Here is a 19083-nt window from a genome sequence, read left to right as displayed (position 1 = left end):
CCGCTTCGGCATTCGGCGGGGCGCCTGGCCCTACGCGGCGCCTGGGGCGCGGCCGGGCCCGCTGCGTGGCGCGTCGGTGTCGAACACCAGGCTGAAGACCGTTGCGTGCTCGTCGCTGCTGACATCAACGGTTCCGCCATGCAGGTGCATGATCGAACGCACGATCGCCAGGCCAAGGCCACCGGAGTCACCCGGCGCGGCGCGCGACGGGTCTACCCGATAGAACCGGTCGAACAGTTTGCCCACGTGAGCCGCGCCAATGGGCTCGCCCTCGTTGCTCACGAACAACCGGCCGCGCGCTGCACCGAGGATGACGGTGCTGCCCGCGGCGGCATGGCGCACGGCATTGGCCAACAGGTTGGCCAGAGCCCTTTGCACGAGCTGCAGATCCGCGTGCAGGCTGCCCTGCAACTGGTTCTGCAATTGCAGCCCGCGGTCTTCGGCCAGCGCTTCGAAATAGGCGCACAGGTCTTCACCCAGGTCGTGCAACTCGATGAGCTGCCTGTTCAACAGGCGTTCGCCGTGGTCGGCACGGGCCAGGAACAGCAGGTTTTCGACCATCCGGTTCAGGCGCTCGAACTCTTCGAGGTTGGAGGCCAGCAGTTCCTGATACTCAGCGCTGCTGCGCGGCTGATTCAAGGCCAGGCCGTTGCTGCCCAGCAGGTTATGCAAGGGGGTGCGGATCTCATGGGCCAGGTCGGCGGAGAATTGCGACAGGCGCTGAAAACTCTCGTCCAGGCGTGCCAGCATGCCGTTGAGGGCCTGCACCGGCTCGTGCAGCTCGCGCGGGATGGCTTGCAGTTGCAGGCGGCGGCCCAGGCTGCGCAGGTCGATGCCCGCCACCGTTTCGGTCATGTGCCGAAGCGGCCACAGTGCCCGACGCAACAGCAGCAACCCCAGGGCAAACGCCAGCAAGCCTCCCAGCCCGACAGCCAGGTATACCCGCAGTCGATAGCTGGCCAGCATGGCCTCGCGCTCGGCCAGGCGCTTGCCAACCACTACCGTCAGGGCCTCGCCCCGCGGGCCTTGGGTGGCGCCGGCCAGCAGCATCAGCGTGGGCCAGCGCTGGATGTCGCTGGCCTGGGCGCTGCGCTGCTCGGCGATCGGCGTCAGCGGCGGCAATGCCTGCTGCCAGGGGTTGATGGTGATCACCGGGGTACCGTCGGCACGGTTGACCAGCAGCAGGCTCTCCTGGTTGGCCAGCATGTTCTGGTAAAGCCGGGGCCGCTGCTGCAATGCATCGAGACTGTCACTGTCCTGGATAAGGGCCCTTACCTGCTCCAGCCGCCCGAGCAACGCCTGATCGTCGCGGTAGATCAGTTCGCTTTCCAGGCTGCGGTAGAGAAAAATGCCCGCTACCCCGAGCACCAGTGCGCACACCAGGGCGAACGCCGTCGCCAGCCGCCACGCCAACGACGGCCCGCGTGCCGGCTCACTCATCGGCGGCTTCCAGCTGATAGCCAACGCCACGCACCGTATGGATGAGCTTGGGCAGGTAAGGGTCATCGACCTTCGCGCGCAGGCGGCGCACGGCGACCTCAACCATGTTGGTGTCGCTATCGAAGTTGAGGTTCCACACCTGAGACGCGATCAGGGTACGTGACAACACCTCGCCGCGGCGGCTGGCCAACAAGTGCAGCAGCGCGAACTCCTTGTTGGTCAAGGCAATGCGCTGGCCACCGCGGCTGACCCGACGGCGCAGTACATCCAGCTCCAGGTCGGCGATGCGGTACACCTCGATTTCCCGTGCCGGGCCGCGACGCAGCAGGGTTCGTACCCGCGCCAGCAGCTCCACGAACGCAAACGGCTTGACCAGGTAATCATCGGCGCCCAGGTCCAGACCGCGCACACGGTCTTCCAGGGCATCCTTGGCCGTCAGGAACAACACCGGGGTGTCGCCGCGCTGGCGAATCAACTTGAGCAACTGCCAACCATTGAGGCCTGGCAACATCACATCGAGGATGACCAGGTCATAGGCCTGCTCCTCGATGAAATGCCGCCCGTCCAGGCCGTTGAGCGCCACGTCCACGCTGAACCCGGATTCAACCAGGCCCTTGGCCAGAAATTGCGCCGTCTTGGCTTCGTCTTCCACTACCAGCAAATGCATCACGCACCTCGTTTGAGCTGCGCATAGGCTAGGCCTGTACGAAGCGCTTGCCCATTACAAAATTGTAATCAGCCTGACGGGGTTCTGTGCGCAGGCGCTGGTTAAGGTGGCGCCACTTGCCAAAGGAGCCCTCCCATGCCGCTAAAACCCCTGCTGCTGTGCGCTGCGGCGCTCACCGCCCTGCAGGCCCAGGCTGCTCTGCCGCAGCACCCGGAACTGGACCTGGCCAGCGCCCGCCGCCTGGTGGACGCCGCACCCTGCCAGGCCGCCATCAGCGTACTGGACCGTGGCGGCAACCCGATCCTGGCCCAGCGCGCCGACGGCGTAGGCCCGCACAACGCCGACGCCGCAAGGCGCAAGGCTTACACCGCGCTGTCCACCAAGACCCCGACCCGGCTGTTCGCCGAGCGGGCGCGCAATAACCCGGACGCCGCCAACCTCAACACCCTGGGCGAATTGCTGTTGCTGGGCGGCGGCATTCCGCTGTTCGAAGGCGCGCAACTGGTTGGCGCCCTGGGCGTGGCGGGTGCCGGTGGCGCCCAACAGGACGAGCAATGCGCAACTACCGCGGCCAGTGCCCTGGGCCTGGCCACTCACCCTTGAAGGAGTACCCGTGAAAATGAAAAAGACCCTCCTGGCCCTGGGCCTTGGCGCTCTGTCGAGCATGGCCATGGCGGCCAACCCCTTGAGCGTGCATGTGCTGAACCTGGAAACCGGCGTACCCTCCGCTGGTGTTGAAGTAACCCTGGAGCAGCATGTGGGCCAGAACTGGCAGATGCTGGCCCATGGCACCACCAATGAGCAGGGCCGGATCGGCGAGCTGTTCCCCGCAGGCCACGCCTTCGAACAGGGCGAATACCGCGTCGTGTTCAAGACCGGGGACTACTACCAGCGTGTTGGGCACGAGACATTCTTTCCAGAGATCCCGGTGATCTTCAAGGTCAGCAATACCGACCAGCATTACCACATCCCGCTGTTGCTCAGCCCCTATGGCTTCAGCACCTACCGCGGGTCGTAAGCCCGCCGCCCATGGCTACCGGGGCAGGCTGTACGCCACCACATAATCGCCCTTCTGCGTGGTCGCCGAGTTGCCGCCCGCGCTGATCACCACGTACTGCCGCCCGGTCCTGGGTGATACGTAGGTCATTGGCGTGGCTTCGGCCCCCACCGGCAAACGCCCCTTCCACAGCTCCTTGCCCGTGCGCACGTCCAGTGCGCGAAGGTAGAAGTCCTGGGACGCGGCGATGAACACCAGGCCGCTTGAGGTGGTGATGGGGCCGCCCCGGGTAGGCATGCCGATGGGCATCGGCAGGTGCGTGGCAATACCCAGCGGACCCGTCTGCTCGGTGGTCCCCAGGGGGGTTGACCAGGTGACGGTGCGCGTTGCCAGGTCGATGGCGCTGATAGTGCCGTACGGCGGTTGCTGGCACGGGATGCCCAGCGGCGACAGGAAGCGACCCTGCTCGATCCCCCACGGCGTGCCCGCCTGTGGTGCATTGCCTTCGTGGCCGCCGCCACTCAGGGTTTTCTCATCGTAGGCTGCGCGCGCAATCATGCGGTTCCAGATGGCCACGCGGGTGTCGTTGACGATGAGGTAGCCCAGGTTCTCGGCAATGGAGACCGAGCCCCAGTTCATCCCGCCCAGCCAACTGGGGTACTGCAGGGTCAGGCGCTCGCTGGGGGGCGTGAATTCACCCTCGTAGCGCGCCCTGCGAAAATCGATGCGGCAAACCAGCTGGTCCAGCGGTGTCAGGCCCCACATGCGTTTTTCGCTCAGCGGCTCGGTGCCGAGCGCGGGCATGCCCACCGAATACGGCTGGGTCGCCGAGCTGCGGTCGTCGGCTACGCCACCCTGGGGTACCGGGCGCTCCTCGACCTGGGCGATGGGCGTGCCGGTGCGCCGGTCGAGCATGAATATCTGCCCGCGCTTGGTGGTCTGGATCAACGCGGGCAGCGTCCCGCCGTGCCCGTCCGGCACGTCATACAGCGCCGGTTGCGACGGCACGTCATAGTCCCAGCGGTCGTGGTGCACGGTCTGGAAGTGCCAGCGCTCGCGGCCCGTGGCAATGTCCAGGGCGACAATGGAAGAGGAATAACGATCATCCGCCTCGGAGCGCTCGCCGCCCCAGAAATCCGGCGTGGCATTACCGGTGGGCAAGTAGATCAGGCCCAGGGCGTCGTCGAATGCCGGCGTTGACCAGACGTTGGGGGTGCCCGGCGTGTAGCTCTGCCCTGGCGGCGGCTTGCGGGTGATCGTCGGGTTGCCCAGGTCCCAGGCCCAGGCCAGGGCACCGGTACGCGCATCAAACGCCCGCACCACGCCGGAAGGCTCCCCGGTTTTCTGGTTATCCCAGACCAGGCCGCCAACCACTACCAGGTTGCGCACCACGGTCGGTGCGGCGGTAGGGAAGTACAGGTCCTGATCAGGGCTGCCCATGCGCGGGCGCAGACTCACGCTACCCTGCTCCCCGAAGCCCTGGCACGCTTCACCGGTCTTGGCGTCCACTGCCACCAGGCGCGCATCCACGGTAGTGGCAATGATGCGTGGCGAACAGGCGGCGCTCCCGGCCTCCGGTGGCGTCTGGTAGTAACCCACCCCTCGGCAGCGCGGGTAGACGCTATTGGCCTGGGCCTTGGGGTCGTGGTGCCAGATTTCCTTGCCCGTGTCAGCATTCAGGGCGAACAGTTGGCTCGATTGGGTGCAACCATAGAGCACGCCGTCCACATGCAACGGGGTCACCACATGGCCCTGGCTGCCCGACGGAATTTCACCGGTACGGTAGGTCCAGGCAGGCTTGAGCCCAGCGACGTTCTGCGGGGTGATCGAGCCCAGCACGGCGTGGCGGGTGCCCGACGGCGTGTGACCGAAGTAGCGCCAGTCACTGGCGGGCTCGACAACACCCACGGCATTGCCAGGCACAGGTGCCGGCGCCCCTTCGGCGGTCTGGATCGGTTGAGGTTGCAAAGCAGCATGGAACGTCAGTGCCAGCCCCACGGCCACCACGGCAGCACCGCTGTAGGCCAGGGCTGGGGGAAACGCACGTGCGCCGCTGCGTAACCGTGGCATTGCCAGCAGCACCAGCATGGCCAGCACGCCGAGTGCGAACAGCCGGGAAAACAACGGCCAGAACTTCAGGCCGGCCTCCCATACGGACCAGGCCAGGGACGCGACGAACACGCCCAGGTAAATGAGCGCGCCCACAAGGCGTTGGCGTGTCAACAGAACACCACTGAGGCTCATGCCAAGCCCGGCCAGGGCGAAGTACCAGGAGCCCCCCAGCGTGATGAGGTAGCTGCCGCCGGCGAGCATGAACAGGCCGCCCAGCCCGATGACAATGCCCAGGGCAACCGTCAGCAGGTGGCGGGCCGTGGAGGTGACGGATTCTGGCATGAGGCTCTGTTCCTTAAGCGATGGATGAAAGCGGTGCACCGGTCGCTGTGCGGCGCCCGGGACGCAGCCTTGCGTGCGCTGCGGGGCATCGCGTCGTCGGGTCGCGCATCAGCGCATGACGAAACCGCCATCCACCGAAATGGACTGGCCGGTGACGTAGCTGGCGCAGGTGCTGCTGAGCCATAGCACGGCATCGGCGATTTCCTCGGGCTTGCCATGGCGGCCCATGGGTACGGCCCTGGTCATGCCTTCCAGGGCCTCGCCTTGCCCCGCCGCTACCATCTGATCGGCCATTGGCGTCCAGATAAGCCCCGGGCACACCGCGTTGACGCGGATATTGCGGGCGGCGTTTTCCAGTGCCGCGCTCTTGGTCAGGCCCAGCACGCCGTGCTTGGCCGCATGGTAATTGGCACGCTCTGCGCCGCCCACCAGGCCACCCAGCGACGAGCAGTTGACGATGGCGCCACTGCCTTGGCGACGCATGTGTTGCAACTCGAACTTCATGCAGCTCCATACGCCGCGCAGGTTGACCGACATCACCCGGTCATAGTCCTCGGCGGTCGCATCCGCCACTTCCGCCAGCAGGTTCTGAATGCCAGCGTTGTTGAACGCCGCGTCCAGGCGGCCGAAGGTGGCAACCGTCTCGTTGACCATCGCCTCAACCTGGTCGACGTCGGCCACATCGCAGCCGATACCGATGGCCTGATGGCCGGCCTCGACCAACGCCGCGGCGACAGCGCGAGCCGCCTGGGCGTTGACGTCCGCCACGGCGACCGACGCGCCTGCCTGGGCGAAGGCCCTGGCAGTCGCCAGGCCGATGCCCGATGCACCGCCGGTGACCAGGGCGACGTGGTTCACGAATGAAAAGCTCATGGATGGTTCCTCGGTTCAAGGGGGATGGGATGAAGGCGTTGCGCGCAGCCCACAGGCGAGGCTGAGCGTGCACGATGAGTGAGGCCACCCTAATCAATGCGCCAACGCACGAATACGGGGCAAACCCTGGATGTTCTGATGAGCAGCACTCAACAATCCCTGCCCGCCGGGCTACGGTGCTGATCGATGAGCAGCGCTCAATGCCTCATGTGCTTTTGGCCGTAGCGGACCCGGCCGCGTCACAGGCACCGCGCAGTGTCAGGGGGTGGGAGCACAGCTGGCTGGCGAACGAAGCACCGTGGTCTATCAGGCATACCGCACCGCTTTACCAGGCCGCTCGGTGACGGCTCGGCGCATTTGCCCCTCAGCCCATCGGCCGCAATTCCCGAATCAGGTCGATCAGCAAGCGCAGCCCCATGGGCAGCTGCCGATGGCTTGAGTAGTACAGGTGAAAACCAGGGGCGACGCTCGCCCAGTCATCCAGCACCGTGACCACGTCGCCGCCCTGCAGCAGTGGTGCCACGGCGGGTTCAGGGGCATACATCAGGCCAGCCCCTTGCCGCACCAGGGACAGGCCGGCGCGGGTTTCGTCGATGGTGATCAAGCCGGGCACCGCGATCGCGATCTCTTCGCCGTCTTTTTCGAACTCCCAGTCGTACAGGTTGCCATTGCCCAACCGAATCCGCAGGCAACGATGGCGATGCAGGTCGTTCGGGTGCGCCGGTACGCCGAAACGTTCAAGGTACTGCGCCGCGGCCACCACGACCCAACGGATGTCCGGAGAAAGGCGCTGGGCAATCATGTCCTCGGGAACGGTGCCGCCATAGCGGATACCCGCATCGTGGCCGGTACCGATGACATCAACGATCAGGTTGGTGGCGGTCAGGTCGATCTGTATTTCCGGGTAGCGATCGTTGAACACCGGCAACACCGGCCCTAGCAACAGGTCCGCGGCGTCGCTGAGCATGTTCAAGCGGATACGCCCCGTGGGCTCATCCCGATAACGGTTGAGCACGTCCATGGCCCGATCCATCTTCTGCATGGGCGCGCTGATCACCTTCTGCAACTCCTCACCCGCGGCCGTCAGCGTCACGCTGCGCGTGGTGCGGTTCAACAGGCGGACACCGATCCGCGCCTCCAGCCCCTTGATGGCATGGCTCAGGGCGGACGCACTGATGCCGACGTCCTGGCTGGCGCGGCTGAAGCTCCGATGACGCGCGATGGCCAGGAAATACACGAAGTCCGCCAGGTTGGCGCGGCTTAATTGCATGGCGGGTTCCTTACGGGGGCGGTGCAGACAGTGAGGGCATGGCCAAGTCTACCGCTGCTGAAACCCGGAATTACTGAGTATTGCTCAATGAAGCTTCATGCAGCGCTCAGCAATGGGCGGTTCCCCACCGCTGGCTGCATTGACCTCAAGCGATGCTGCGCATGGCATCCAGCAAGTCATCACGGCACGCGCGCAGCGCTGCCTTGATGCCGTCGATGTCCTGCTCCATGCGCCACACCGGCCCCACCACATCAATGGCGTAATGGCCTTGGGGGGTCTGCAAGCCGATGGCGAGGGCACCGACACCAATGGTGTGCTCATCGAAATCGGAGGCGAAGCCACCTTGGCGGATATCCTCCAGCTGCTTGCGCAATTGCTCGATCGTCGCTGTCTTGGCCGTCAGCGGCAAGAGTTCGGTACCCAGCATGCGGGCCACCGCACTGTCGTCCATCGCCGCCAGCAGCACCTTGCCACCCGCGGTGGCGTGGATATTCAGGAAGTTGCCCGCCACCGGTGACACCCGCAACGCATGGGGGGACACCACCGAGTGCAGAATCATCAGTTCTGAACCACTGGCCCCCATCAGCACGGCCGTTTCGCCGGTGACGCGCGACAACTCTTCCAGGTAAGGCCTGGCTTTCTGGGTAATGTCCACGTGGCTGTGGGACGCCAGGCGCATGAACGCCGGCCCCAGGCACACGCCGCCCCGGCCATGCACTTCCAGCAGTTCCTCGTGCGCCAGCGCGTCCACCAGACGCTGCACGGTGGAGCGCGGCAAGCCGCTTTTCTTGGCGATGGCCCCCAGGCTCAAGCCCGCCGGTTCATTTTCCAGGCTGCGCAGAATGGCCGCCGCCCGAGCGATGACCTGCACGCCACCACGATCACAATCAGAGTTGGTCATTGACTTGCCTTATGTACCATCAGTCAGTACAGTGTATCACTATTCAGGTTAAGACGCCTTGTGCCATAGCAGGAACTTCTTTGTCAGCCCCTACCCCCCCTCCCGTGCCAGCTCCCTTCGGCTGGCGACTTGCCTTGGGCCTGGTCGGCGTTTTGTTCGCCGCCCTCACTTCAGGCATCAATGATCGCGTCACCGACACGGTGCTGGTCGATATCCTTGGTATCTATGGCCTGGGCCATGACGAGGGTACCTGGATCAGTTCAGCGTATGCCGCTGCGGAAGTCAGCGCCATGCTGCTGTCGCCCTGGCTGGCCATGACGTTTTCCATTCGCCGCTATGCCATTGTGGTCACCTGCGCCTTTACCGCGTTCGGGATCATGATACCGTTCGCGCCCAACTTCGAAAGCCTGGTGACCCTGCGGGTGCTGCAGGGCCTGGCCGGCGGCGCGTTGCCGCCCCTGCTGATGACCGCGGCGCTGCGCTTTCTGCCTTGGCATATCAAGCTCTACGGCTTGTCTGCGTACGCGTTGACCGCCACCTTCGGCCCTAACCTCGCCACCCCGCTGGCCGCACTCTGGACCGAGGGCGGCGACTGGCGAATGGTGTTCTGGCAGATCGTGCCCAGTTGCCTGATCGGCGCGGGTTTGATCGCCTACGGGTTGCCTCAGGACCCCCTGCGCCTGGAGCGCTTCAAACAGCTGGACTGGCGCGGCGTCCTGCTGGGCGTGGGCGGTATTTCCATGCTGGTGGTGGCCTTGACCCAGGGTGAGCGCCTGGACTGGCTCAACTCGCCGTTGATTGCCTTGCTGTTGCTGGGTGCCGCCGTATGCCTGCCGCTGTTCCTCGTCAACGAATGGTTCCACCCGCTGCCGCTGTTCAAGTTACAGTTGCTGGAACGTCGCAACTTCGCCTTCGGCATCATCACACTCTGCCTGTTCCTGCTGCTGTCCATGGCCGGTGGCGCCATTCCGTCGCTGTACCTGACGGAGATCAAAGGTTACCGCTACCTGCAAACCATGCCGACCGCGCTGCTGATCGCCCTTCCGCAGCTGCTGTTGGCGCCCCTGGTGGCCTTCGTCATCAACCGCAACTGGGTGGACTCGCGCTACGTGATGGGTAGCGGCCTGCTGCTGATGGCCGTGGCGTGCGTGGGCGGCTCGATGCTGACCACCGACTGGATTCGGGATGACTTCTATCTGCTGCAGATCATTCACGCCTTCGCCCAGCCGATGATCGTGGTACCGCTGCTGATGAACGCCACCGGCGTGATCGCGCCCATGGAGGGGCCGTTCGCTTCCTCGATGGTCAACACCATGCGCGGCCTTTTCTCCGTGGTGGGCTCATCGGCCCTGGAGAACTTCGTCACTCACCGTGAGCACCTGCACTCCAACACGCTGCTCGACAGCCTGGGCACCCACTACCAGGCACTGAGCCCACTGTTTCCCGGAAACACCCTGGCCTCGGTGGCCCAGCGTGTGCGCGAACAAGCGTACGTGCTGAGTTTCAGCGATGCCTTCCTGGCACTGCTGGCCATCGTCGCCATTTTGCTTGTCGTTCTTCTGACCCTGCCCAAGCGCGCCTATCCACCGCAACCCCCGGTATCGCCATGAAACAACATAGAACCGCCCTCAGCCTGATCTGCACCGCCGTCGCCGTCTGCGTGATCTACACCGGCTACCAGGTGCTCAGCAGCAGCGACATCCAACACACCGATGACGCCTACGTCAGGGCGGACTCGGTATTGATCGCCCCTCGTGTCGCCGGCCAGATCACTAAAGTGGTGGTGGAAGACAACCAGCCGGTCAAGGCCGGCGACCTGCTGGCGCAGCTCGACGACCGCGACTTCCTGGTTGCCCAGGCAGCCGCCGCGGCCAACGTGCTGGCGGCCAAGGCCCAACTGCAGAACCTGCAGGCCGGCATCGAACGCCAGGCCGCCGTCATCGATCAGGCCGCGGCCACCACGCGCGCCACCGCAGCCTCGCTGAAGTTCGCCCAGGCCAATGCCCAGCGCTACCTGAACCTGTCCAATGCCGGTGCCGGCACCCAGCAGGAACGCCAGAAAGCCGAAGCCGACCTGCTGGGCTGGCAAGCCTCGCGTGACCGCGATGAAGCGTCGCGCGTGGCTGCCACCAAGACCCTGGACGTGCTCAAGGCCCAGCTGGAAGTGGCCAAGGCAGACCTGGCCAAGGACCAGGCCGCACTGGAGCAGGCAGACCTGAACCTGTCCTACACCAAAATCACTGCCCCCCAGGACGGCATGGTCGGCCAACGCTCCGTGCGTGTCGGCGCCTACGTGGCCCAGGGGCAACCACTGATGGCCGTGGTGCCGCTGCACGAGGCCTTTGTAGTGGCCAATTTCCGCGAAACCCAACTGGCCCGCATGACTGCGCACCAGCAGGTAGATCTGCACGTTGATAGCGTCCCCGACCACAGCTTCAAAGGCCACATCGACAGCGTCGCACCGGCGACCGGGGTATCGTTCTCCGAAATCGCCCCGGACAATGCCACCGGTAATTTCACCAAGGTGGTGCAACGCATTCCGGTGAAGATCATCTTCGACCAGGACCAGCCTGACCTGGACCGCCTGCGCATCGGCATGTCGGTGGTCGCCAGCGTCGACACCGCGAAGGGGCACTGATCATGAAGCGCTCCCTTCTCTTTCTGGCCCTGGCCAGCCTGGGCGCCTGCTCCGTGGGCCCGGACTTTCAGCCCCCCCACGCGCAATTGCCGGCCACCTGGCAGGACAGCGTGCAGCGCGGCTCGACCCTGAACGGCCCTGCCGACCACCAGTGGTGGCAGCAACTGGGCGACCCGCAACTGACCGCCCTGGTGGAACAGGCCACGCGCACCAATTTCGATGTGCGCACGGCCAGCAATCGCCTGGAACAGAGCCGGCTGCTGCGCCAGGTGACCGGTAGCGAACAACTGCCAGGGGTCAGTGCGACGGGTGCCTACAAGCGCGCCCGCAACAGCTCGGTCGGTGTGCTGGACGAGTCCAACCTGGACGGCAAGGCCCCCTTCGAGCTGTGGAGCAGCGCCGTCGACGCCAGCTGGGAAGTCGACCTGTGGGGCCATGTGCGTCGCAGCGTCGAGGCGGCCGACGCCGAAGTCGAGCTGACCCAGGCCCAGCGTGATGGCGTGCTGTTGAGCATCGCGGCCGAAACGGCGACTGACTACATCCAACTGCGCGGTGTACAGGCCAAGTTGGCGGTCGCCCGGCAAAACCTGGAAATCGCCCGGCAAAGCAATCAACTGACCCAGACGCGCTTTGAAAACGGCGTGACCACCAACCTCGACACCGCCAACTCCGCCGCCCAGGTGTCCACCATTGAGGCGGTGCTGCCGGTGCTGAGCGCTGAGCAGGACCGGCTGATCAACGCCTTGAGCTTCCTGCTGGGCCAGGCGCCACGTGCGCTGCACGCGCAGCTGATCGACCCCCGGCCCATTCCTGATCCAGCCCCCGACGTACCCGTTGGCCTGCCGTCGGAACTGGCGCAGCGACGCCCTGACATCCAGGCCAGCGAAGCCGCCCTGCACCGCGCCACCGCGGCCATCGGCGTGGCCAAGGCCGACTTCTACCCGCGCATCAGCCTGGGTGCCAGCATCGGCTCGCAAGCCCTGGACGGTTCCCATTTCGGTGACTGGAACTCCCGCACCTGGTCCTACGGCCCGAGCCTGTACCTGCCCATCTTCCAGGGCGGCCGGCTGACCGGCACCCTGGCCCTGCGCAAACGCCAGGAGCAACAGGCGGCCATCGACTACCAGCGCGTGGTGCTGGGGGCGTGGCATGAAGTCGACGATGCGATGACCGACTACTCGGCGGAAAAACAGCACTACACCGCGCTGTCCGAAGCCGTGCACCAGAACACCATTGCCCTGAGCACCGCGCGGGACCGTTACACCCAGGGTGCCGTGGACTTCATCAACGTGCTGGGCGTGCAACGGGCGCTGCTGAAAACCCAGAGTGACCTGGTGGACAGCGCCACCCAGGCCGCCCTCGACCGCGTTCGGCTGTACCGGGCGCTGGGCGGCGGTTGGCCCAAGGGCTGATCAAGGACAGGAAGCGCTATGGATCTTTTCCAGGCAATGCGTGTGTTTGTCCGTGTGGTCGAGACTGGCAGCTTTACCGCTGCCGCCCGTTCCCTGAACGTCTCGACCGCCCATATCTCGCGCTCGATAGCGGACCTGGAAGCGTCGGTGAAGGCCCGGCTGCTGCAACGCACTACGCGCAGCCAGTCCCTGACCGAAGTGGGCACCCGGTACCTGCAGTCGTGCCGCGACATCCTGGCCAGGGTCGAGGAGGCCGGCAGCGAGGCCAGCGCCTCCTGCCTGCAACCCCAGGGTTGCCTGCGGGTGCACTCAGTCACCGAGTTCGGGCTCGAATGCCTGTTGCCGCTGGCCGTCGAGTACTCCAGGCTCTGGCCTCAGGCGCACCTGGACCTGACACTGGGGCGCCAACCGGCGCACTTGATCGATGACCACTTCGATGTGCTCATCACCCTGTCCAGTGCGTTGCCCAATTCCGAGCTGGTAGGCCAGCGGCTGGCCAGTTTCCGCAGCGTCGTCTGTGCCTCCCCCGCTTACCTGGCCGCAAACGGGACCCCCATCGTGCCGGCCGACTTGCGGCATCACACGTGCCTGCGGTTGACCGACTCGATGTTTCCCGACAGCTGGAGTTTCGACAGCCCGAACGGCGAGGTGGTGGTCGACCCGGGTGACACGTTCAAGGTCAACCATTCGCAAGCGCTGGCCTTCACGGCCGCCGCCGGGATGGGAATCTGCGTGCTGCCCAGTTTTGTCGCCGCACCGGCGTTCGTCCAGGGCAGCCTGGTGAGGATACTGCCGGACTACCAACTGCACCCGCGTAACGTGTATGCGGTGTACTCGTCGAGGAAGTTCCTGGACGCCAAGATCAGCGCCTGGATCGAATTACTCAAAGGTCAACTTCCGCACCAGCTTGCCAGCCATCTCGCCACCGTGAACGCGCCCCGCTACTGGGTGGGCCGCCAAGGGCTTGCGCGAGCCAGGCCGGTCCTTGCGTCGGAGCCGTCCCCCCTTGCGAACCCGCCCCGATTCCATGGCAGCGCACCCGTGCTGCCACCCCCCCGCGAGGCTATCCCCGTGAAACGACAAGGCCTCACTTGAATACCTGCTTTGCTCGCGGGCATGCAACTGACACCGATGATCCGTCTACCCCTGGTTATTTGAAGAGCCCCATGAATATCAACGTACTCGTCGCCACGGTTATTGTCCTGTGCTTTGCGGTTGCGCTGTTTCCCCATTGATGGGCCTGCCCAACCGCAAAGCCAGGTCAACGCCCCCAGGCTGCTAAGAAAAAGCCTTTACACCCTGCCTGATCGACTCAGCCAGGCAAGGCGCCAGCGGTAGCAGGGGCGTCAACGTAGCCTGGTACGCGTGGTAAAGGTCCGCCTTGCCCTGGTACACCTGCTCCTTGGGCCGGTTGTATTCATCCAGTTCGTTGTGCCATGACCCGTTGTCACGGTCGATCAGGTACAGGTCCAGGTAGTCCCAGAACGTCTGGTACCACTGCTCGTATTCCTGGCGCCCGGTGCGGTCCAGCAAGGCACTGGCGGCAGTGATGGCTTCGGCGTGGGCCCAGTGCACGCGGTGGCGCATGTGCGGCTTGCGGTCCCAGCCGATGGTGTACACCAGCCCTGGCGCACCGTCGGCCGCCCAGCCATAGGCCACGCCCGCCTCGAACAGCTTGGCCGCGTGCTCGGCCAGCCAGTCGGGTGCTGGCACCGCTGCCCCCGCCAGCGCGGCTTCGAGCTTGAGCAACAGGTGCGCCCATTCGACGAAATGGCCCGGGGTCATTCCGTAGGGGCGCAGGTCGTGATCAGGTTGGTCGTGGTGATACTCGTGCAGGATGCGCCACTGACGGTCGAAATGCTCCACCACACAGAAGTCGTGGGCCGAGGCGATCTGGTGAATGAAACGCTCGCAGATGCGCAAGGCCCGCGTGCGCCACACGGGCTGGTCAAGGGCGTCAGCGATGGTCATGAACGCTTCGACGCTGTGCATGTTGCTGTTGGCGCCGCGGTAGTCTTCCTCGTCAGACCAGTCGAGGGCAAAGCTGTCGCGCTGCACGCCTTCCTCCTGCGACCAGAAATGCCGCTCGATGATCGCGGTGACATCGCTCAGCAACTCGCGCGCACCGGGGCGGCCGGCAATGGTCGCGGTGGCCGCCGCCAGGGCGACGAAGGCATGGGCATACGCCATCTTGCGCCCACTGCCATCATCCCAGCCGCCATGGGCGTGGTCCTTGAGCGGGCCCGCCAGGGCCTTGAGGCCATGATCCACCAGCGGTGTCAAGCCTGGCAGGCCTTGCAACGCGGCCAAGGCATAAGCGTGGGTCATGCGTGCGGTAATGATCACCTGTGCCTGGGCATGGGCGGGCAATTCACCACGGGTATCCAGCGCGGCAAAGCCATCAGGCACCACACTGTGCTTGGAGAAATCCAGCAGTCGCTGGCCTTGATGCTCCAGCCAACGGCGATGGCGGGCGCTGACGCGCCAGCCTTCAGTGGCCGCATTCGATAACGCGCCATGGTCAGCCATTGACGATCATCCCGCCGTTGACGTGAAGAGTCTGGCCCGTGACATAGGACGAGTCATCGCTGGCCAGGTAGACATAAGCGGCGCCCAGCTCCGAGGGATGGCCCATGCGCCCCATTGCCGTGTTGTCGCCCAGGTGCGGCACCTGCTCGGCCGGCCACCCCTGAGGCTGGATCGGCGTCCAGATGGGCCCGGGGGCCACCTCGTTGACGCGGATGCCCTGCTCGGCCACCTGCAACGCGAGCGCCCGGGTGAAGCCTGCCAGCGCAGCCTTGGTGGCGGAATAGGCAGTGACCACGCGCGCACCGGCAAAGGCATTGACGCTGGTGGTCTGGATGATCGAAGCACCGGCACTCATGTGCTTCAGCGCCGCGCGGGTCAGGTAAAACGCACCGTGCACGTTGACGTTGAAGTGGCGCAGCCAGGATTCGTCCGTGGTGTCGGTGAAGTTCTCTTCACCCTGCATATGGGCCGCGTTGTTGACCAGAATATCAATACCGCCGAACGTCGCCACTACCTGTTCGATGGCGGCGTCGCACACCGCCCGCTCGGCGATGTCACCCGCGATAGCAAGCGCCGTCACCCCCTCGGCTTCGATCAGGCGCACGGCATCGTCGGCGTCCTCCTGCTCCACGGGCAGGTAGAGGATCGCCACGTCCGCGCCCTCGCGAGCGAAATGCAGCGCTGCGGCACGGCCGATGCCACTGTCACCGCCTGTGACCAGCGCCCGCTTGCCCTTGAGCTTGCCCGAGCCCTTGTAGTCCGGGCGAATGTGCTCGGCAGCGGGTTCCAGGGCCCGTTCCGAGCCGGGGCTGCGGTCCTGATGCTGCGGGGCGATGGTGTGGCGGTCGGGTGAGTAGGTCATCATGGATCTCCCTGGCTAGTTGAATCGTTTCAGCACGGTATATTCAACTGACTGGGGTCGGGCGTGAGCGTTCCATTGAATTAAAGCCAAGCGCTCACAGGGCGAAGCGTTCGAACCGGTAAGGCGTCGGATCAATGATAGGGGCATGGCCACTGACCAGGTCCGCCGCCAGGTGCCCCGCCGCTGGCGAGGTGCCGAAACCATGACCGGAAAAGCCAGTGGCCAGGGTCAGCCCCGGAATCTGCGCCACCGGCCCGATCACCGGATTTGAATCCGGGGTCACGTCGATGGTACCGGCCCAACTCTGGGCAACCTGTGCTTGCGCGAACGCCGGCCAGGCGGCCTTTAGGTTGTTCAGGGCGTCGTTGTTCAGCCGTTCATTGGCACACGGGTCCTGCACCCGCACGCGCTCGAAGGGGCTCACCCGGTCGGCTTTCCAACGCCGGGCCAGGCCCAGGTCCCTAAGGAAATGGCGGCCCAGGGAAATGTTCAGGAAGTCGCGCTGAGCCCGCAGTTGCGGCAGGTATTGCGTACCGAGCAACAGGTGGTCCAGCGTGAGGAAGGCATCCAGCTTGCCGCGCTGGGTGATGATGAAACCACCGTCCTTGTGTTTGCGAAAGGAGAAGTCCGGTGCCCCCACGGCGATATCGGTCGGCCCCACCATCGGTTGGGTGCGCAAGACCGAGCACGTCAACGGCAGCGTTGGCAGTGATACACCGTGGTTGCCCAGGAAGCGGCGCGACCACAACCCGCCCGCCAACACCACCTGCTCACAGCGGATTTCACCGTGTTCGGTGACCACCCCGCAGACGTTGCCCGCCGCCAGTTGCAACGTACGCACGGCACACTGCTCGACGATCACCACGCCTTTGGCCATCGCCGCGCGGGCGATGGCGCTGCTGGCCAGGGTCGGTTCGGCGCGGGCGTCCGACGCGGTGTAGATGCCCCCTGCCCACTGGCCTTGCCCGCCCGGCACCAGGGCGTCGATCTCGCGCTTGCCCAGCAGGCGCGAATCCAGTGACAGGTGCGCCACCGACTGCAACCAGCCAGCGTGCATGGCCATCTGTGCCTCGGTACGTGCCACGAACATGATGCCGGCCTGGCGGTAGCCGACATCACTGCCGACCCGTTCCGGCATCCGCGCCCACAGCCGATCAGCCGCCAGCGCCAGGGGGATATCCTCGGCGTGGCGGCTGGTCTTGCGCACCCAGCCCAGGTTGCGCGATGACTGCTCGCCGGCGATACGGCCCTTCTCCAGCACCACCACAGGGATGTTGCGTTCTGCCAGGGTCAGGGCGGCGGTCAAACCGATGATACCACCGCCGATGATCACCACCGAGGTGGTGGCAGGCAGTGGCGCGGACGTGTGCACAGGCTCGATGGTGGGGGCCATATCAGGGACTCGTTGGGCGAAGGGAGAAAACCGTGGGCGTTACTGGCCCAGGGTGAGGGTCTGCACAGTGGCGCGCGAGGCACCGCGGTAGGCCGTGACCTCCAGCTCCACCTTGTAGACCGTGGAACCCAATGGGGGGCAGGTGGCGGTGCAGGCCGGGTCGATACCGCGGAACTTGACGCCGATCAGTTCCATCACCGCGGGCACATCCTCGGGGTTCTGGATGAATACCCGCGAACACACCACGTCCGCCAGGCTGGCGTCCACCGCTGTCAAGGCCGCCTCGATGTTGGCGAACACCTGGTGGGCCTGTTCCAGCACGTCCTCGGGAATCAGCTTGGTGTGGGGGTTGCGGCCGGCGGTGTTGGAAACGTAGATCCAGTTGTCCACGGCCACCAGGCGCGAGTAGCTGGCCTTTTCTTCGAACACGGAACCGGTCTTGAGCTTGATGATGTCAGTCATGGGTGTTGCCTTTTCAGGGGTAAGAGAAGAAGCAGAGCGGCCTGTGGGCACGCATCAGCTCAGCACCGGGGTTTCCCACAGGTTCAGTTTCACGCCGATGCCCTGTTCCAGTGCCTTGCGGTACACAACGGTGCCCCAGGCCACGTCTTCCACCGGCATGCCCCCCACCGACATGATGATGATTTCCTCGTCGTTGCGCCGGCCCGGGCCGTCGCCGGCGATGATCTTGCCGATGTCTTCAAGGTTCTCGGGGCGCAACGTGCCTTCGGCGATCATGTCCATGAAGCGCACGCCAATCACGGGCACGCAGTGGTGCGCAGGCTTGGGTAGCTCCTCGTACCAGGCTTGGTAGAGGCCGGTGTTATCCAGCACCTTGCGCACGTCTGGCTGTTCCATGGCTGCGTCCAGGCTGCAGGAAGCGGGCATGGCCAGGAAGGCGCCGGGCTTGACCCACTCGCGCTTGACGATGGGGTAGGCAGTGGGATCGCCCACGGCCCCGGAGCTACAATAAGTAACAAGGTCGGAGCCGCGTACCACGTCCTCCAGCGTGTCGACGACCTGCACCGTGGTGACGTGCGGGTAGGTGACCTTCACCCAGGTGATGAAATCGTCGAGGCTTTTCTGGCCACGGCCCTTGACCTTGATGGTATCGATCAGCGGGCACACGGCGATGAACGCTGCGACGGTGGTCTTGCCCATTACACCAGGGCCCAGCAGGCCGATGACTTTCGAGTCTTTGCGCGCCAGGTGGCGCGCACCCACGCCGGGAATAGCCCCGGTGCGATAGGCGGACAACAGGTTGGCCGACATGTGCGCCAGGGGCGCGCCGGTGTCCGGGTCGTTGAGGGTGAACATCAGGATCGAACGCGGCAGCCCTTTCTCGCGGTTGGCGACGTTGGAGCCGTACCACTTGACGCCCGCCGTGCAGAAACTGCCGCCCAGGTAGGCCGGCATCGCCATCATGCGGCGGTCCGCGGTGGGCTTGGGCATGTTGGGGAAGGGTGAGTTATGCGGGAAGGTCACCATGGCGCCATGGGAGTCGTTGTTCGGCCCGGCCATGCGGTAATCGCCTTGATACAACAGCCCGAACATCTCTTCCATGGTGTCGACGCAGGCCGGCATGTCGGTGACGCCGGCACGAATCATGTCCTGCTCGGACAAGTAGATGAAATCGATCCTGGTAGTAGTGGACATTGCTTTTCTCACCTTTTAGACCGTTGCAACGCAAGGGTTAGCCTTGATTCC

General features: G+C 65.0%; 17 protein-coding genes. 6 read left to right on the top strand and 11 right to left on the bottom strand.

Annotated elements, in window-relative coordinates:
• Positions 1–30: 30 nt before the first annotated feature.
• A complete protein-coding gene (locus QBK88_RS14925) occupies positions 31–1440 on the bottom strand; it encodes a heavy metal sensor histidine kinase (RefSeq protein WP_277962595.1) in 1410 nt (469 codons plus the stop codon).
• Positions 1433–2107 (bottom strand): heavy metal response regulator transcription factor, encoded by a 675-nt coding sequence (locus QBK88_RS14920; RefSeq protein ID WP_277962594.1) that lies wholly within the window; start codon positions 2105–2107, stop codon positions 1433–1435. The genes QBK88_RS14925 and QBK88_RS14920 overlap by 8 nt, the downstream gene beginning before the upstream one ends.
• Positions 2108–2242: 135 nt before the next feature.
• On the opposite strand from QBK88_RS14920, the gene QBK88_RS14915 reads away from it, so the two are divergent.
• Positions 2243–2710, top strand: a complete 468-nt coding sequence (locus tag QBK88_RS14915; RefSeq protein WP_277962593.1) for a heme-binding protein — start codon at positions 2243–2245, stop codon at positions 2708–2710.
• Between the two features lie 16 nt (positions 2711–2726).
• Positions 2727–3125, top strand: a complete 399-nt coding sequence (gene uraH / locus QBK88_RS14910) for a hydroxyisourate hydrolase (RefSeq protein WP_277962592.1) — start codon at positions 2727–2729, stop codon at positions 3123–3125.
• A gap of 15 nt (positions 3126–3140) precedes the next feature.
• On the opposite strand, the gene QBK88_RS14905 is transcribed toward uraH, so the two are convergent.
• The 4 genes from QBK88_RS14905 to QBK88_RS14890 all read right to left on the bottom strand — a co-directional run bounded on the left by QBK88_RS14905 (position 3141) and on the right by QBK88_RS14890 (position 8542).
• A complete protein-coding gene (locus tag QBK88_RS14905) occupies positions 3141–5498 on the bottom strand; it encodes a membrane-bound PQQ-dependent dehydrogenase, glucose/quinate/shikimate family (RefSeq protein WP_277962591.1) in 2358 nt (785 codons plus the stop codon).
• Positions 5499–5606: 108 nt separating this feature from the next.
• A complete protein-coding gene (locus tag QBK88_RS14900) occupies positions 5607–6371 on the bottom strand; it encodes a glucose 1-dehydrogenase (protein WP_277962590.1) in 765 nt (254 codons plus the stop codon).
• A 364-nt stretch (positions 6372–6735) separates the two neighbouring features.
• A complete protein-coding gene (locus tag QBK88_RS14895) occupies positions 6736–7641 on the bottom strand; it encodes a LysR family transcriptional regulator (protein WP_277962589.1) in 906 nt (301 codons plus the stop codon).
• Positions 7642–7786: 145 nt separating this feature from the next.
• A complete protein-coding gene (locus tag QBK88_RS14890) occupies positions 7787–8542 on the bottom strand; it encodes an IclR family transcriptional regulator (RefSeq protein ID WP_277962588.1) in 756 nt (251 codons plus the stop codon).
• An 11-nt stretch (positions 8543–8553) separates the two neighbouring features.
• Here QBK88_RS14890 and QBK88_RS14885 point away from each other — a divergent pair, with 11 nt between their 5' ends.
• Genes QBK88_RS14885 through QBK88_RS14870 form a run of 4 tightly spaced genes read left to right on the top strand, consistent with a single transcriptional unit; the run spans position 8554 to position 13687 of the window.
• On the top strand, positions 8554–10152 hold the full coding sequence (locus QBK88_RS14885) for an MFS transporter (RefSeq protein ID WP_277962587.1): 1599 nt from the start codon (positions 8554–8556) through the stop codon (positions 10150–10152).
• Positions 10149–11180 (top strand): HlyD family secretion protein, encoded by a 1032-nt coding sequence (locus QBK88_RS14880; protein ID WP_268142995.1) that lies wholly within the window; start codon positions 10149–10151, stop codon positions 11178–11180. The genes QBK88_RS14885 and QBK88_RS14880 overlap by 4 nt, the downstream gene beginning before the upstream one ends.
• Before the next feature lie 2 nt (positions 11181–11182).
• Positions 11183–12592: an efflux transporter outer membrane subunit gene (locus tag QBK88_RS14875; protein ID WP_277962586.1), complete on the top strand. Its 1410-nt coding sequence runs from the start codon at positions 11183–11185 to the stop codon at positions 12590–12592.
• Positions 12593–12610: 18 nt separating this feature from the next.
• On the top strand, positions 12611–13687 hold the full coding sequence (locus tag QBK88_RS14870; protein ID WP_277962585.1) for a LysR family transcriptional regulator: 1077 nt from the start codon (positions 12611–12613) through the stop codon (positions 13685–13687).
• 183 nt (positions 13688–13870) lie between these two features.
• On the opposite strand, the gene QBK88_RS14865 is transcribed toward QBK88_RS14870, so the two are convergent.
• The 5 genes from QBK88_RS14865 to QBK88_RS14845 all read right to left on the bottom strand — a co-directional run bounded on the left by QBK88_RS14865 (position 13871) and on the right by QBK88_RS14845 (position 19032).
• Positions 13871–15121, bottom strand: a complete 1251-nt coding sequence (locus QBK88_RS14865; protein WP_277962584.1) for an AGE family epimerase/isomerase — start codon at positions 15119–15121, stop codon at positions 13871–13873.
• Positions 15114–15983 carry an SDR family oxidoreductase gene (locus QBK88_RS14860; protein WP_277962583.1) on the bottom strand — a complete coding sequence of 290 codons (870 nt, stop codon included), beginning with the start codon at positions 15981–15983 and terminating at the stop codon, positions 15114–15116. The genes QBK88_RS14865 and QBK88_RS14860 overlap by 8 nt, the downstream gene beginning before the upstream one ends.
• 94 nt (positions 15984–16077) lie before the next feature.
• Positions 16078–17376, bottom strand: coding sequence for an NAD(P)/FAD-dependent oxidoreductase (locus QBK88_RS14855; protein ID WP_277962582.1), 1299 nt, complete (start codon positions 17374–17376; stop codon positions 16078–16080).
• A 39-nt stretch (positions 17377–17415) separates the two neighbouring features.
• Positions 17416–17838 carry a Rid family hydrolase gene (locus QBK88_RS14850; RefSeq protein WP_277962581.1) on the bottom strand — a complete coding sequence of 141 codons (423 nt, stop codon included), beginning with the start codon at positions 17836–17838 and terminating at the stop codon, positions 17416–17418.
• 54 nt (positions 17839–17892) lie between these two features.
• Positions 17893–19032 (bottom strand): tyramine oxidase subunit B, encoded by a 1140-nt coding sequence (locus tag QBK88_RS14845; protein WP_277962580.1) that lies wholly within the window; start codon positions 19030–19032, stop codon positions 17893–17895.
• Between the last annotated feature and the right edge of the window lie 51 nt (positions 19033–19083).

This window comes from Pseudomonas sp. RIT-To-2 (assembly GCF_029623465.1).
In the GTDB taxonomy this organism is placed as follows: Bacteria; Pseudomonadota; Gammaproteobacteria; order Pseudomonadales; family Pseudomonadaceae; genus Aquipseudomonas; species Aquipseudomonas silvicola.
The sequence above is the reverse complement of the archived record's forward strand: the minus strand, read 5'-3'. Positions and strand labels throughout refer to the sequence as shown.